This is a genomic window from Bacillus sp. ISL-77 (assembly GCF_018613105.1).
The window spans coordinates 40,374-55,213 of sequence record NZ_JAGGQY010000032.1 but is presented as its reverse complement, the minus strand read 5'-3'; the positions used below and the strand labels follow the sequence as shown (position 1 = coordinate 55,213).

Genomic DNA, 14,840 nt, shown 5'->3' with positions numbered 1-14,840 from the left:
TCTAACCTACCTATTTTTCATTAAATATTTGTGCCTGCTAATTGACCTGTTGAAAAACCAATATATTTTAACTTGACTAGAAAAGCAATCCGAGTTGGATTGCTTTTTCTATATTAAAGTGTTTCTTTTACAGTTGCTATGAAAGCAGTAAGATTTTTGATTTCTTTTCGTTGTTTGATTAGGACTTTCCCAAGACCTAGTGTTTTCTGTTTTGCAGTGAATCTAGTTTGAGCATCCTCGATCCCATCTAAATCAGCAACATGAGCAAGACCAATTGTCCTTCTGATTAATTCGCAGCCGGCAAAGCCGATCGAGTCCTCAAAAAACTTAGTTAAATTATAGTTTAGAAAGGTAGAGGATTTAGCGTAATCGTCTTTATTCTCCGTATTCCATAATAGTGTAAATTGATCCTCAAATACACTCCATACCGTTTCAATATGATTGAGGAAAAGATCACGTTCTTCAACATTTGCTATTACCTGGAAGAGAAGATTTGCAATTACTTGGCCGATATCAAATCCAGCTGGTCCGTAGAAAGAAAATTCGGGATCGATTACTTTTGTTTCATAATTATCGGCAAAAACACTTCCGGTATGAAGATCACCATGGAGGAGAACTTCAGCCTCTGTTAAAAAGCATTTCTTCAAAATATTTACATGAAACTTTAGTTCATCATCCTGCCAAAGCTCTTCGACGACAGGACGCAGTCCTTCCTCGAAATCGTTGGTTTCTGCATCAATAAAAGGATCGGTGAAGATTAAATCTTCAGTTATTTTGCAAAGCTCGGGATTGATAAACTGTTGTACATATTCCTTTTTTACGGAAGGGGTTAATCCGTAATCAGAAGTGTAAAATAATGTTTTTGCAAGATATTCACCTAGATGCTTTGAAATTAATGGATAGGTTTCTCCTTTGATAAAGCCAGTTCTTGCGATTGAAAGATGGGAAAGGTCCTCCATTACGGTTACAGCTAGGACATCATCTGTGAAAAAAACTTGGGGCACATAATCTGGAGCAATCTGTCCGAAAATTTTTAAGGCATCCGCTTCAATCTTTGCTCTTTTCAAAGTTAATGGCCAGCTTTCGCCAACTACCTTTGCATAAGGGAGAGCTTGTTTGATAATAACACTTTTTCCATCTAATTCTTCAACAATATGAAAGACTAGATTGAGATTCCCATCGCCAATCTCCTTGCAGGAAAGTTTTGCATGCTGGTCAAAAATTTTCAATTCAAGTGCCAGTTCAACTGCACTCTCGTTTGTTAAAGGCTGGTATGTTTTTTGTTTTAGTAGACTCATTATGGTTCCTCCTCGTTTTTGGGAGGCTTAATTATGCACGCAGGCACTAAAAAAGCCTCTTTCTCATCTGAAAGAGGCTGATAGACAATATTGTCTGTCGCACCTCTTATCTCTCAGAAAGATAATCCTTCTGTTGGAATTAGCACCGTGCCTTAAAGGGGGATCCCCGGCGCAAAAAGCGCCCCATTTCAATGGGTTTCCGGTCGGTTGCTGGGCTTCAAAGGGCCAAATCCCTCAGCCAGCTCATGATAAGAGAAAATCTATTTAACTGGTAAAAATCATATCAGTAACAAAGAGAAAGTGTCAATATTTTTTGAAAATTATTATTTATAGAATTCTGGTTTTCTATCCGTGAAAATAGGAATTTGCTTACGGACCTCCTTGACTATGTCCATCTCAATTTCAGCCGATAGGATTTCTTCCTTCATTCCAGCCTCAGCAATAACCTCACCCCACGGGTCAATAATCATCGAGTGACCAGCAAAATGGTTATTCGGGTCATTTCCAGAACGGTTACAGGCAATTACATAACATTGATTTTCAATTGCTCTTGCAATTAAAAGGGCCCTCCAGTGGGACAATCTAGGTGCAGGCCATTCGGCCACAACAAACAGTGCTTCTGCACCTTCGGATGTGTGAGCGCGTATCCACTCTGGAAACCGGATATCATAACAGATAGCCCCAGCAAAATGGTGATTATCAAGTTGAAAAAGTCCCTTCTCGGCGCCAGGCTCTAAGAAAACATGCTCATTCATGAGTTTAAAAAGATGTAGTTTACTATACTGGTGTACAAGCGTGCCATCTTTATTGATGATGAGGAGAGTATTTTTTACTCCTGTTTCTTCACGGTTCGCAACTGAGCCGCCAACGAAATGAACCTGATTTTGTTGTGCTGCTTTTCTGAGAAATTCAATCGTTTGTACTGCTTTTGGGTCTGCAATTTCATTCAGGCGCGTCAAGTCATATCCCGTTGTCCATAGTTCCGGAAGGACAATGATATCGGGTTGTTCAGTCAGTGCATTTTCAATGAGTCTTTCGGCAGTTTGGTAGTTTTTATTGGGATCACCGAAGACGATATCCATTTGCAGACATGAAATTTTTAATTTCACGAATCTTCACCTCGTTTGAAATTTCGGAATTTTTTCTTTACAAGCCGTTATAAAAGTTATATCATTTGTGACTAGAATTTCACAATGATTCTTATAAAAAATTAAGCAGGTGAGAACAATGAAGCAATTTCCTCCATCAGAATTATTAACTAGTCTTCCGAAGCAATTTTTTGCTTCACTTGTTAAAAAAGTAGGGGAATATATTTCACAAGGGTTTGATGTGATTAATTTAGGGCAAGGCAACCCTGATCAGCCAACGCCTTCTCATATTGTTAAAAAACTTCAAGATGCAGCAGCGAATCCATTAAATCATAAATATTCTCCTTTTCAGGGACATCGTTATTTAAAACAGGCTGCCGCTGATTTTTATTTAAGAGAATATGGAGTGACCATTGATCCGGATAAAGAAGTGGCGATTTTGTTTGGGGGTAAAGCAGGACTTGTCGAAATTCCTCAATGCATATTAAATCCGGGGGATACCATCCTTGTACCTGACCCCGGTTACCCGGATTATTGGTCTGGGGTTGCTCTTGCAAAAGCTGAAATGGTTACGATGCCGTTACGAGAGGAAAATAACTTTCTACCGGATTATTGCGAACTGGATAAGTCTGTTTTATCAAAAGCAAAGTTAATGTTCCTCAATTATCCTAATAATCCAACAGGAGCTACAGCTACTCATGAATTATTTAATGAGACTATTAAGCTAGCTAGAGATCATGATATTTGTGTTGTTCATGATTTTGCCTATGGTGCTATTGGTTTCGATGGTGAAAAACCAATAAGTTTTATGCAGGTTGAAGGGGCTAAAGAGGTTGGGATAGAGATATATACTTTATCAAAAACCTTTAATATGGCAGGCTGGCGTGTTGGTTTTGCTGTTGGGAATGAGAGTGTGATTTCTAGCATTGAACTTTTACAGGACCATCTTTATGTTAGTTTATTTGGAGCTGTACAAGAGGCAGCGGCTGAGGCTTTAATGGGCCCTCAGGATTGTGTACGGGAACTAAACGATCTTTATGAGCGAAGACGTAATGTATTGATTGATGGGCTTCGTTCATTGGGATGGAAGGTCACCGCGCCAAAGGGTTCCTTTTTCGCGTGGCTCAAAGTTCCTGAGGGCAAAACATCTGAGGAATTTGCTAACATTTTACTCGAACAAGCACATATCATGGTTGCACCGGGAATTGGCTTTGGAGAATTTGGAGAAGGATATGTCCGTGTTGGGTTATTAACATCAGAACAACGATTAGCCGAAGCTGTTGAAAGAATTAGTCGTTTGGAAATATTCTGTTAAATCGATTGACATTTTATATTTTTCTTGAGATAATGCAAATTAAAGTTAAACAACATTAAAAACTTTATAAAATACGAATCGTTTTCTTATCAAGAGCAGGCGGAGGGAAAAGCCCGATGAAGCCCGGCAACCGACTTAAACCAGTTTTAGGCACGGTGCTAATTCTTGCAGCAACAAGCTGATAGATGAGAAGATGTTAGTTTGCGGCTAACCTCTTCTTTGTTGAAGAGGTTTTTATGTTTTTTGAAAGGACGTGTTTTTGAATGTCTAAAATAATTGCTACATATTTACTGCATGATGAAAAAAAACCAACCAAAAAGGCTGAAGAGATTGCACTTGGATTAACTGTAGGTTCATGGACGAACTTGCCTGAACTAGAGCAAAGCCAATTACGCAAGCATAAAGGCAGTGTGGTATCAGTTGAAACGATACCTGCAGAAAAAGGTGACCAATCTTTAATCCGCATAGCCTATCCAGCGATTAATTTTTCTAATGACCTGCCTGCTATTTTAACAACCGTTTTCGGTAAGCTTTCATTAGATGGAAAAATAAAATTACTAGATTTGCAGTTTGATGATGGATTAAAGAGTCAGTTCCCTGGCCCAAGGTTTGGAATTGAAGGTCTTCGGAAGAAATTAAACGTTTATAATAGACCGCTTTTAATGAGTATCTTTAAAGGAGTGCTCGGTAAAGATCTCGCATTTTTAGTTGAGCAATTAAAGCAACAAGCCCTTGGTGGTGTAGATTTTGTGAAGGATGATGAAATCCTTTTTGAAAATGAGCTGACACCATTTGAAAAAAGAATTGTCGAAGGAAAAAAGGCATTGCAAGAAGTATTTGACCAAACAGGACATCGAACTTTGTATGCAGTTAACCTAACGGGTAGAACATCGCAGCTGAAGGAAAAAGCAAGGAAGGCTGCAGAGCTTGGAGCGGACCTCTTACTGTTTAATGTGTTTTCCTATGGCATAGACGTCCTGCAGGAATTAAGAGAAGACGATGAAATTGCCTTACCGCTTATGGCACATCCTGCAGTTAGTGGTGCTTTTACATCATCTCCAGTTTATGGATTATCCCATTCATTATTGCTTGGAAAGTTGCTTCGTTATGCTGGTGCTGATTTATCGTTGTTCCCATCCCCATATGGAACCCTGGCGTTAGAGAAGACGAAAGCACTGTCGATTGCAAGTGAGTTAACCGTAGAAGATGCCTTTAAAAAGTCATTCCCAGTTCCATCAGCGGGAATTCATCCAGGCTTGGTTCCTTTATTAATTCGTGACTTCGGTAATGATTCTGTCATTAATGCAGGCGGAGGGGTCCATGGCCATCCAGAGGGTGCACGCGGAGGGGGCCTTGCGTTCCGTCAAGCGATTGATACCAATCTTAAAGGAAAGTTATTAGCCGAAGGTGCAAAACAGCATCCTGAGCTCCATACGGCACTAAAACTATGGGGTAATGCAGAGGTGACCGTATGACAAAACCAGTGATTTTTTGTGATTTTGACGGAACGGTAACTGAAAGTGATAACATCATTAGCATGATGGAAAAGTTTGCTCCTCAAGGGTGGGAACGGATCAAAGATCAAATCCTCTCACGTGAGATTTCGATCAATGAGGGAGTTGGGAAACTATTCTCCTTATTACCAAGTAGGTTAAAGGATGAACTGACTGAGTTTGCGATTGAAAATGCAAAGATTCGCCCAGGATTTGGAGAGTTTGTTGAATTTGCGCGTGCAAAAGGTATTCCATTTTATATTGTTAGTGGCGGTATTGACTTCTTTGTTTATCCAATCTTGGAGAAATATGGTCCATTTGATGGAGTTTATTGCAATGAATCGGATTTTACAGACGAGAGAATAAAAATTCTATGGCCGAATGAATGTGATTCATTATGTAACAATGATTGCGGATGTTGTAAACCAAGTATTATTCGTAAATTAAACACTCAGGAAAACCGTTTCAAAATTGTTATTGGAGATTCGGTAACCGATCTCGAGGCAGCAAAACATGCGGACTTTGTGTTAGCAAGAGATTTACTTCAGGAAAAATGTGTGGAATGGGGAATCAATCATCAAGGATTTACTTCCTTTTTCGATTGTATCGAGGAGATTAACAAAATAATTGAGGTGGATGAACTAACATGCTAAATGAAAGATGGAACGAATTAGCCGATGTAAAGGATGAGTTAGCTGAGCGTGATTGGTTTATGGGTACTAGCGGTAACCTGGCGATTAAAGTAAGTAATCATCCGCTTCAATTTTTAGTAACAGCAAGTGGAAAGGATAAACGGAAGCGAACAGATGAAGATTTTTTACTCGTTGATGAATTTGGCCGTGCAGTTGAAGAAACACATTTAAAGCCCTCAGCAGAGACACTTCTTCATGTCGAAATTTACCGTCGAACCAATGCTGGCTGCAGTCTCCATGTGCATACGATTGATAATAATGTGATCTCAGAAGTTTATGGTGATAATGGTGAGGTCACATTTAAAGGCCAAGAGTTGATCAAGGCTTTTGATAAGTGGGAAGAGGACGCAGTCTTAACAATACCAATCATTCGGAATGATGCCCATATCCCGACACTTGCCAATAAGTTTTCTGAACATGTTTCAGGAGATACTGGAGCTATCTTGATTCGCAACCATGGAATAACGGTATGGGGGAGAAATGCCTTTGAGGCTAAAAAAATCCTTGAAGCGTCAGAGTTTTTATTCCGCTACCAATTACGCTTACTAGAGCATAAACCATATCAATTGTTTAAACTAGTGTAAAAAATATTAAAAATGAGAGGATGATGAAGAATGGCATATATTACTTTTCAAACCAGAGAAGAGCAAATTCATGAACAAGAAGAGGTTGCAAGCTTTCTGGAGTCGCAGGAAGTTATTTATGAAAATTGGGATATTAGTAAGCTTCCCGCTGAACTAGTAGAAAAGTATCTTTTAAGCGATGAAGAAAAGGCAGAAATTCTAGCTGCATTTGAAGGCGAAATCGCAGATATTTCTGCTAGACGTGGCTACAAAGCGAAAGATGTCATTTCTTTATCAGAAAATACTCCAAATTTGGATGTATTACTGACAAACTTTAAAAATGAGCATCATCATACAGATGATGAAGTTCGTTTCATAGTCAGCGGCCACGGTGTCTTTGTTATCCAAGGTAAAGATGGTGAGTTCTTTGAAGTACATCTCAATCCAGGAGACTTGATTTCTGTACCTGAAAATACAAGGCACTATTTTACCCTTGAAGAAGATCGGAAAGTGGTTGCTGTAAGGATTTTTGTTACCACCGAGGGATGGGTACCTATTTACGAAAAAGAAGAAGTAAATCAATAACAGATACTAAAACTGGCTGCAGATTATTGCAAGCCAGTTTTTTTATTATGTATATAAGTATGGTGAAATAGAATAAAGCGCTTGCAAACTAGATGAATTTTGTCGTAAAAACAAGAATTTATTTGAGGAATTTGTCGAAAAACGAAAGAAATAGAATGTTTTGTCTACTTTTGCGATTGTGTTTACTTTTATAAAAATTCTTGTCATAATTCATCAAGTAGTCTAATTTTTCGTTGTTTACAGTAATAGAGTAAGAGGTAGGGGGATAATTGTGTGCGAGTATAGTAATACCCATAATGAAATGATTGAAGAGATAAAGGCTAAAAGGGAATTAATGATAAATAGCGCCAATACACAGGGATTTACCAATGAGATGACAATAAAATATAGCCAGGAGCTAGATGAATTAATAAATGAGTATCAAAAAGTAATGGACCAAATCTCCAGGCCAAATGAAGAAATTAAATTTGCCTTTAAACAAATGATCATGATTTGGCCGAAGGTTTTAGTCTAATGATAATTATGTAAGAGAGTGATATTTTTTTTTGTTCAACCGATTAGTAAAATAATTACTTATGAAAAAATATCAATAATGTACACCATGACAAGCAACCCCAAGATAAACGCATAGGTGGATACCCGCTCGTTTCCGTCGCCATGGCTTTCAGGAATTAATTCTTTATAAATAATAAATAACATGGCACCAGCAGCAAATGATAGACCATAGGGGACTAGCCCTTGAACAAATGAGGTTAAAAAATACCCTAAAAAGGAAGTAATGATTTCAATGGCTCCAGTTAAGGTTGCAATAATGAAGGCCTTCAGTTTACTAATTCGCTGATTGATTAAAAATAATGCGACAAGTAGGCCTTCCGGCGCATTTTGAAACCCAATTGCTAAAGCAATTAAATTTCCAGTTTCCCCCTGTTCGGATGCATAGCTTACGCCAACTGACAATCCCTCAGGAATATTATGAAGGGTAATTGCAGATATAATTAACAACGCCTTCTCATCAAATTGAATTCCCTTTTTGTTATGCTGTAAGTCAATATGAGGGATATTTTTTTCCAAAAGAGTCAGCACCCATACTCCTAAACAAACTCCTACAAAAAGTGAACCAAAGCCTCCTGTTCTTAATGCCTCAGGGATCAACCCAATCGTAGCAGCTGCCATCATAATTCCTGCACTAAATGCTAATAAAACATCCTTCCAACGATGTGTAATGGAATGAGGAATAAATAGTATAATTAGTGCCCCTGCCCCCGTAGATAACGCCGAAAGAACACTTCCAAAAATAACTTCAGTCATCACACATCTCCTTTCTTGTCCAATTAATCCAAATCAAATATCTACAATATTAGACAGTAGCTGTGATTTTTATCATTGTTTATATCTTAATATTTCATATAGTTATATTAGTACTACTTTATCTAATATTCACATCACGATTAACTACATATCTTACCACAAACTGTAATAACTTCAACTTTTACAAACTACTACTTAGCTACTGCATAAGATTTTTAAGAATATTAAATGATCACTAGTTTTAGGTTAAATCGAGAAAGAAAAAAAGAAAACTATCACTGTTTGGTACTATGCTTGTGTTGCGATTCATATATCGTAAATAAAAGCATTTTTAAACCATAGGAAGCAAACGCTTTCAATAATCTCAGATCATATGGAGGAGGGAAAGTCCTACATGCATATTGTCGTATGTGTCAAACAAGTACCAGATACAAAAATTATTAAAATTAATCCTAAAACCAACACACTCGACCGTCGCAGTGCACCAGCCATCTTGAACCCTTACGATGCCCATGCAGTTCAGGAGGCCGTAAAAATTAGGGAAAAAACAGGAGGTACCATTTCCGTCTTATCAATGGGACCACCGCAAGCGACTGATATTATCAAGAAAAGTGTGGAAATAGGTGCTGATAAAGGATATTTAATTTCTGACCGTGCCTTTGCAGGGGCAGATACACTGGCAACTAGTTATGCGCTTTCGAAAGCTTTAGAAAAAATCAATAAGGAACACCCAGTTGACATGATTATTTGTGGGAAGCACGCGATTGATGGTGATACAGGACAAGTTGGACCTGGTATTGCAAGAAGAATGGATATCCCGCCAATAACTAATGTAATTGAAGTGCCTGAAGTCAATCAGAAAGAAAACACCGTTCTTATTAAACGGAAATTAACCAATGGCTATGAATTGATTCAATCCAATCTTCCATGTTTATTGACGGTTGAAAAAGAAATTAATGAGATCGACTATTCGCCAATGCCGAACATGATTAAAGCGGCAAGGTACGAACCAATTATTTGGGCAGTAAGTGACTTTGAAAATGTAGAACGGTCACAACTTGGACTAAAAGGTTCACCAACCATTGTTGGAAAAATGTTTACGCCACCACGTCCAGAAGGCGGGAAAAGACTAGAGGGTACTAGTGATGAACAGGTTAACCAGCTAATGGCGTTGTTGATGGAGAAAAAGGACCTGTTAACAATCCAATCATCTAAATAATAACGATTATCTTTTGTCATGGGGGGGAATATACATGAATCTAGACGATTATCGGGGAGTCTGGGTATTCATCGAACAAAACGATGGTAAAGTAGAAGGCGTTTCTCTAGAATTACTTGGTGCTGGAAGGAAACTAGCGGATAAATTACAAGTTCCTTTAGCGGGCTTTTTACTAGGCAATGAAGTAAAACCTTTAGCAAATAAAATTATTTCTTATGGTGCAGATATCGTATACTTGGTCGACCACCCTGTATTGAAGAATTACCGTACTGAATCATATATGAAGGGCGTAATGCTCCTCGCTGAAAAATATAAGCCAGAAATTATCCTTTATGGCGCAACACCAAACGGTAAAGATTTAGCTAGTGCCGTAGCAACAGATTTAAACACAGGATTAACTGCGGATACTACAATGCTTGATGTGGATGTTGATAATAGATTACTAGAAGCAAGCAGACCTGCCTTTGGCGGTAATATCATGGCGACAATCCTATGTAAAAAACATCGCCCGCAAATGGCAACCGTCAGACCAAAGGTAATGAAGGCACTAGAACCGGTATCAGGAAGAACAGGTAAGATTATTGAAGAAAAAATATCACTGCAAGAAGAAGACATGCGTACAAAAGTGTTACAAATTGTGAATGACGTAACAAAAAAGGTCAATCTAGCTGATGCACATGTAATCGTCTGTGGAGGAAAAGGAATGGGAGATGTGCAAAACTTCCAGCTCCTTTATGAATTTGCGGAAACGATTGGAGCGACTGTTGGAGGTACTCGTGATGTGGTTGAAGCAGGCTGGATGCCACACCATCTTCAAATTGGCCAAACTGGTGAAACAGTTACACCAAAAATTTATTTTGCTATTGCACTTTCTGGTGCAATTCAGCACGTTGTCGGCATGAAAAATTCTGATTTAATTATCGCTATAAACAAAGATCCAAATGCACCAATTTTTGATGTTGCCACATATGGAATCGTAGGAGATGCTATGGAAATTCTCCCAAAACTTATCGAGGAATTTAAGCAGCTTAGAACTGAAAAAGGTGGTGAAATAAGCTATGCATGAAAAATTTGATGTGATTGTCGTTGGAGCAGGTCCAGCAGGAAGTGCATGTGCCCTCACGTGTGCCAAAAATGGACTAAACGTTTTGCTTATTGAACGTGGAGAATACCCGGGAGCAAAAAACGTAATGGGCGGAGTATTGTACCGCAAACAAATGGAAGAATTAGTTCCTGAATTTTGGAAAGAAGCACCACTTGAGAGACCTGTCATTGAACAGCGCTTTTGGATGATGGATAAGGAATCTGTCGTTCAATTCGGCTATAAAGGTCTTGAATGGGGTATGGAACCATATAATAACTTTACAGTCCTTCGGGCTCAGTTTGACCAATGGTTTGCTAAAAAGGCAGTAGACGCTGGGGCATTACTTATTAATGAAACGGTAGTAACTGAATGTATCGTTGAAAATGGCAAGGTTGTCGGGGTTCGTACCGATCGTCCGAATGGAGAGGTATATGCGGATGTCGTGGTGCTTGCCGACGGTGTTAACTCTCTTCTTTCAAAACAGTTAGGCTTTCATAAAGAATTTCGTCCAGATGAAGTAGCCTTAACAGTAATGGAAGTTGTTAATTTACCAAAAGAAAAAATAAATGACCGTTTTAATTTGGAAGATAACCAGGGTTGTACAATTGAAATCTTTGGTGATTCAACAAAGGGTAATCTTGGAACCGCTTTTGTTTACACGAATAAAGAGAGCTTGAATATCGGAGTTGGTACAACACTGTCGAGCATGATAAAAGCGAAAATCAAGCCATATGAGCTTCTAGACTACTTAAAAACTCACCCCATGGTCAAGCCAATGCTTGCGGGTGGGGAATCTGCTGAGTATCTTGCTCATCTTATTCCTGAAGGTGGTTATCGTTCGGTACCGAAAGTAGCTGGTAATGGAGTTATTGTCGTCGGTGATGCAGCACAGCTAGTAAATGCCATTCATCGTGAAGGTTCGAACATGGCGATGTCATCAGGAAAGATGGCTGCTGAAGCCGTAGTTCAGGCACATAAAAGTGGGGACTTCAGTGAATCAAGCTTAAATAGCTACCGTGACGCGCTTAATAGTAGTTTCATAATGAAGGATTTAGAGAAGTACAAGGATGCTGCACATACGTTTGAGAAATACCCACAATACTTTAATGAATATGTTCCAATGATGAATAAAGCGATGAGCAAATTCTTTACAGTTGATGGGACTCCTAAGCGTGAAAAACAAAAACAAATAATGAAGAGTGTAACTGCGGAAAGAGGAACAATTAGAGTATTGCAAGATATCTATCGTGCTTGGAAGGCGGTGAAATAATGTCAACGAAGAATATCGAGGAAAAACAGTATCTGCTCCGTTTTAAGTGTGATACAAAGTCTCATTTGACCGTGATGGATCATGACGTATGCATGACAAAATGTCCCGATAAAATTTGTACAGTATTTTGCCCAGCGGAGGTTTATAAGTGGGAAGGAACACGGATGCAGGTTGGCTACGAAGGATGCCATGAATGTGGAAGCTGCCGGATCGGCTGCCCATACCAGAACATTAAATGGGAATATCCAAAAGGCGGACACGGGATTGTATTCCGTTTAGCGTAAATTGGAAATAAAAAAGGAGCTGTTTGCGGTTTATGCAAACAGCTCCTTAATTTATGTAGATATTTTAATAATACTATATGTGGGTTATTTCACAAGTGAACGTAAAAAGAAGGTGAAGCAGAAGGTAAGTTTTTAGGGGGTTAGCTTATTTTCTCTAGTATGGTAGCTGAGGAAAGTTTATCGTTTTTGCTGGCTGTGACAAGCGAAGATGCAAATGAGTTCGCATGATCCATTAACTCCATACTCGGTGAGCAATAATATGGTTTTTTCCAATTGAAATCACCTTCACTATCGGCAGGATATATACTTACTTTCCAATGATAGTATATTTTTGACTGTGGGAGTTGTACCCCTTCTACGGCAATAAGCCAATGTGTCGAAGGTGAGTTAGGGTAGTGTGCTGCGGATTCCTGTAAGGAAACTAGGTCATTTACACCAATGGGTATTAATGCCTTTTGATAAAAGTCGTGATAATTTGGGGTTTTCATATTTTTTTCCCTCCCTTTTATGTTCTATCTCTATTATATGAAACATTTAAACTTTTTTTGTGTGATAAATGTTAAAATTTTTAAAAAAATTAACGAGTTTTCATGAAACTGTCAAAAATTCATAACCTATTTGCTGCATTAATTACAAAAGTAAAAGAATTTAAAGCAGCATTGGACCCTCATTCAGAAAGAGAAGAAGGCGTTCTTTTTCCTATGATGGGTGTATATATCGGGACGACATCTGGACCAATAGCTGTTATGGAATATGAACATGATCAGGCAAAAGCAAATATTGGAGAATTTCTTGGAAAAGCAGAAAGTGGTCTTGTATCTACGGAAGAAACGAAAAAAACAGCTGAACTAATTCAAAATGCCTACTTTATCTTAACAGAGCATTTCTCCAAAGAGGAAAATGTTTTGTTCCCAATGGCTGAAAGAATGCTTACAGAAGAGGAAAAGGAAGAATTATACCGTAAAATCCAAGACATAAAATAAAGGATGGGCCTCTGGCCCATCCTATTTTACTTTTGATTCCATTCTTTAACCTTTTGGTCAGTTGGAAGGAGAAACGCAATTAAGCCTAAAATCGGAAGTACACCGAGCCATGTAATCATCGACTGTAATCCAATCCAGTCTGCTATATAACCGAGTCCTACAGAACCAATTGCACCCATTCCAAACGCAAGTCCTACTGTTAATCCAGACATCGTCCCAATTTTCCCCGGGACTAATTCCTGTGCATATACTACCGTTACAGAAAAACTAGTCATTAAAATAAACCCAGTAAGTATTAAGAAAATAAATGCCAACGTTGGTGGTACCTGTGGAATTAAAATTGAAAAAGGAATCGTTGCTAACATTGAAAAGGAAATGATTGTTTTTTTACCAAACCGATCTGAAAGAGGACCTCCAAAAAAAGTACCGACGGCACCGGAAACTAAAAAAGCGAACAGGAATAATTGTGATTGCTTAATCGTAAGGGCATATTCTTTTATCGCATAAAAGGTATAAAAGTTGGTAATTCCAGAAGAATACCAAGTCCTTGCAAAAATTAATAATAAAATCAATGCTAAGGTATTTTTTACCTCTTTAGTTATTGCTACATTGTTAGATGAGCTAGATCTCTTTTTCTTTAGTATATTTGGGGAAGCTATCAACCTGTGATTATACCAATTTGCAATATAAATTAATAAAATCACAGCTAGTGCTGCCACAATCGTAAACCAGGATGCACCAATCTGCCCCAATGGAACCAATATTAGTGCAGTTATCAGTGGAGCCAATGCTTGACCCGTGTTTCCACCGACCTGATAAATCGACTGTGCCAGTCCGCGTCGATTTCCTGCAGCCATATACGCAACCCGGGAACCTTCCGGGTGAAATACTGCTGAACCAAGACCGATGAAAAGGACTGACAAGACAATTAGTCCAAAGTTTGAAGCGAACCCTAATCCAAGAATACCGACTAACGTGAAAGTCAGTCCGATCGGCAGTGCGAAAGGCATTGGTTTCTTGTCAGTTATGTAGCCGACCATTGGCTGCAAAACAGATGAGACCATATTTAGGGAAAAAGCAATGATTCCAAGCTGGGTAAAACTTAGCCCCATTGATTTTTCTAAAATAGGGAACATGGCTGGCACCACAGCTTGAATTGCATCATTCAATAAATGGCACAATCCAATAATAAAAAGAATTTTATACATGGTTGATTCAGAAGACTTTGGAGCCTTTGCAGGTAAAACAGCTTGTGAACTCATAATAATCCCTTCTTTATTAAAAATACTAAATTTTTTTATAACCATATCTTACTACCGAACCATAAAAATAAGAAATATTTTATTTTTTATTTATTTTATAGGCTCTGTCAAACTTGGCCGTTGATTTCCGCTCCAAGCGCTTCGCTTTCCGCGGGCGGTCCGGGGAGCCTCCTTGGCGCTAAGCCCCTGCGGGGTCTCCCCTGCCCCGTCCTCCCGCAGGAGTCTTCGCGCCTTCCGCTCCAATCAACGTATGCTTTAAATCAACAATGACCTTTAACAAAGCCATTTAATAAAAAAATTCCTATCATGCATCTATTTCACTTGGATACGAAATATTCCTGATTTTTTTAGGGTGAATTGACATTTCTTAAAAATTTTTTTATAATAATCTTGAAA

At 38.6% G+C, this 14,840-nt stretch carries 15 protein-coding genes, 1 pseudogene and 2 riboswitches; of the genes and pseudogenes, 11 read left to right on the top strand and 5 right to left on the bottom strand.

Features of this window, described 5'->3' with window-relative positions; genetic code table 11:
- Nucleotides 1–113 precede the first annotated feature (113 nt).
- Both mtnK and J7E77_RS12415 read right to left on the bottom strand, forming a co-directional pair.
- Nucleotides 114–1,298: an S-methyl-5-thioribose kinase gene (gene mtnK, locus J7E77_RS12420; protein WP_214714710.1), complete on the bottom strand. Its 1,185-nt coding sequence runs from the start codon at nt 1,296–1,298 to the stop codon at nt 114–116.
- Nucleotides 1,299–1,401: 103 nt separating this feature from the next.
- Nucleotides 1,402–1,553, bottom strand: a riboswitch (SAM riboswitch).
- A 68-nt stretch (nt 1,554–1,621) separates the two neighbouring features.
- Nucleotides 1,622–2,407 (bottom strand): carbon-nitrogen family hydrolase, encoded by a 786-nt coding sequence (locus tag J7E77_RS12415; protein ID WP_214714707.1) that lies wholly within the window; start codon nt 2,405–2,407, stop codon nt 1,622–1,624.
- A gap of 118 nt (nt 2,408–2,525) precedes the next feature.
- Here J7E77_RS12415 and J7E77_RS12410 point away from each other — a divergent pair, with 118 nt between their 5' ends.
- The 6 genes from J7E77_RS12410 to J7E77_RS12385 all read left to right on the top strand — a co-directional run bounded on the left by J7E77_RS12410 (nt 2,526) and on the right by J7E77_RS12385 (nt 7,548).
- Nucleotides 2,526–3,701: a pyridoxal phosphate-dependent aminotransferase gene (locus J7E77_RS12410; protein WP_214714706.1), complete on the top strand. Its 1,176-nt coding sequence runs from the start codon at nt 2,526–2,528 to the stop codon at nt 3,699–3,701.
- 83 nt (nt 3,702–3,784) lie between these two features.
- Nucleotides 3,785–3,893: riboswitch (SAM riboswitch) on the top strand.
- A gap of 71 nt (nt 3,894–3,964) precedes the next feature.
- Nucleotides 3,965–5,176 (top strand): 2,3-diketo-5-methylthiopentyl-1-phosphate enolase, encoded by a 1,212-nt coding sequence (gene mtnW / locus J7E77_RS12405; protein ID WP_214714705.1) that lies wholly within the window; start codon nt 3,965–3,967, stop codon nt 5,174–5,176.
- Entirely contained in the window at nt 5,173–5,847 is a 675-nt protein-coding gene (locus tag J7E77_RS12400) for a 2-hydroxy-3-keto-5-methylthiopentenyl-1-phosphate phosphatase (RefSeq protein ID WP_214714704.1), read from the top strand. Before mtnW ends, J7E77_RS12400 begins: the two co-directional genes overlap by 4 nt.
- The gene (locus J7E77_RS12395; RefSeq protein ID WP_214714703.1) at nt 5,841–6,470 is read left to right on the top strand and encodes a methylthioribulose 1-phosphate dehydratase; all 630 of its coding nucleotides are present in this window, start codon (nt 5,841–5,843) and stop codon (nt 6,468–6,470) included. Before J7E77_RS12400 ends, J7E77_RS12395 begins: the two co-directional genes overlap by 7 nt.
- A gap of 30 nt (nt 6,471–6,500) precedes the next feature.
- Complete coding sequence (locus J7E77_RS12390) at nt 6,501–7,034, top strand: 1,2-dihydroxy-3-keto-5-methylthiopentene dioxygenase (protein ID WP_214714702.1); 534 nt, start codon at nt 6,501–6,503, stop codon at nt 7,032–7,034.
- Between the two features lie 271 nt (nt 7,035–7,305).
- Nucleotides 7,306–7,548, top strand: coding sequence for an aspartyl-phosphate phosphatase Spo0E family protein (locus J7E77_RS12385; protein ID WP_214714701.1), 243 nt, complete (start codon nt 7,306–7,308; stop codon nt 7,546–7,548).
- Nucleotides 7,549–7,607: 59 nt separating this feature from the next.
- Here the strand turns inward: J7E77_RS12385 and J7E77_RS12380 are convergent, their stop codons facing one another.
- The gene (locus tag J7E77_RS12380) at nt 7,608–8,342 is read right to left on the bottom strand and encodes a ZIP family metal transporter (protein ID WP_214714700.1); all 735 of its coding nucleotides are present in this window, start codon (nt 8,340–8,342) and stop codon (nt 7,608–7,610) included.
- 394 nt (nt 8,343–8,736) lie between these two features.
- Here J7E77_RS12380 and J7E77_RS12375 point away from each other — a divergent pair, with 394 nt between their 5' ends.
- Genes J7E77_RS12375 through J7E77_RS12360 form a run of 4 tightly spaced genes read left to right on the top strand, consistent with a single transcriptional unit; the run spans nt 8,737 to nt 12,199 of the window.
- A complete protein-coding gene (locus tag J7E77_RS12375) occupies nt 8,737–9,561 on the top strand; it encodes an electron transfer flavoprotein subunit beta/FixA family protein (protein WP_214714699.1) in 825 nt (274 codons plus the stop codon).
- A 34-nt stretch (nt 9,562–9,595) separates the two neighbouring features.
- The gene (locus tag J7E77_RS12370; RefSeq protein ID WP_214714697.1) at nt 9,596–10,627 is read left to right on the top strand and encodes an electron transfer flavoprotein subunit alpha/FixB family protein; all 1,032 of its coding nucleotides are present in this window, start codon (nt 9,596–9,598) and stop codon (nt 10,625–10,627) included.
- The gene (locus tag J7E77_RS12365; protein ID WP_168242622.1) at nt 10,620–11,915 is read left to right on the top strand and encodes an FAD-dependent oxidoreductase; all 1,296 of its coding nucleotides are present in this window, start codon (nt 10,620–10,622) and stop codon (nt 11,913–11,915) included. Before J7E77_RS12370 ends, J7E77_RS12365 begins: the two co-directional genes overlap by 8 nt.
- Nucleotides 11,915–12,199: a ferredoxin family protein gene (locus J7E77_RS12360; RefSeq protein ID WP_168242623.1), complete on the top strand. Its 285-nt coding sequence runs from the start codon at nt 11,915–11,917 to the stop codon at nt 12,197–12,199. The genes J7E77_RS12365 and J7E77_RS12360 overlap by 1 nt, the downstream gene beginning before the upstream one ends.
- Nucleotides 12,200–12,339: 140 nt before the next feature.
- Here the strand turns inward: J7E77_RS12360 and J7E77_RS12355 are convergent, their stop codons facing one another.
- A complete protein-coding gene (locus J7E77_RS12355) occupies nt 12,340–12,687 on the bottom strand; it encodes a hypothetical protein (RefSeq protein ID WP_214714696.1) in 348 nt (115 codons plus the stop codon).
- Between the two features lie 165 nt (nt 12,688–12,852).
- Here J7E77_RS12355 and J7E77_RS12350 point away from each other — a divergent pair.
- A pseudogene (locus J7E77_RS12350) lies at nt 12,853–13,182 on the top strand (hemerythrin domain-containing protein); the annotation flags it as partial.
- A 26-nt stretch (nt 13,183–13,208) separates the two neighbouring features.
- Here the strand turns inward: J7E77_RS12350 and J7E77_RS12345 are convergent.
- Nucleotides 13,209–14,444, bottom strand: coding sequence for an MFS transporter (locus tag J7E77_RS12345; protein ID WP_214714694.1), 1,236 nt, complete (start codon nt 14,442–14,444; stop codon nt 13,209–13,211).
- Nucleotides 14,445–14,840 lie beyond the last annotated feature (396 nt).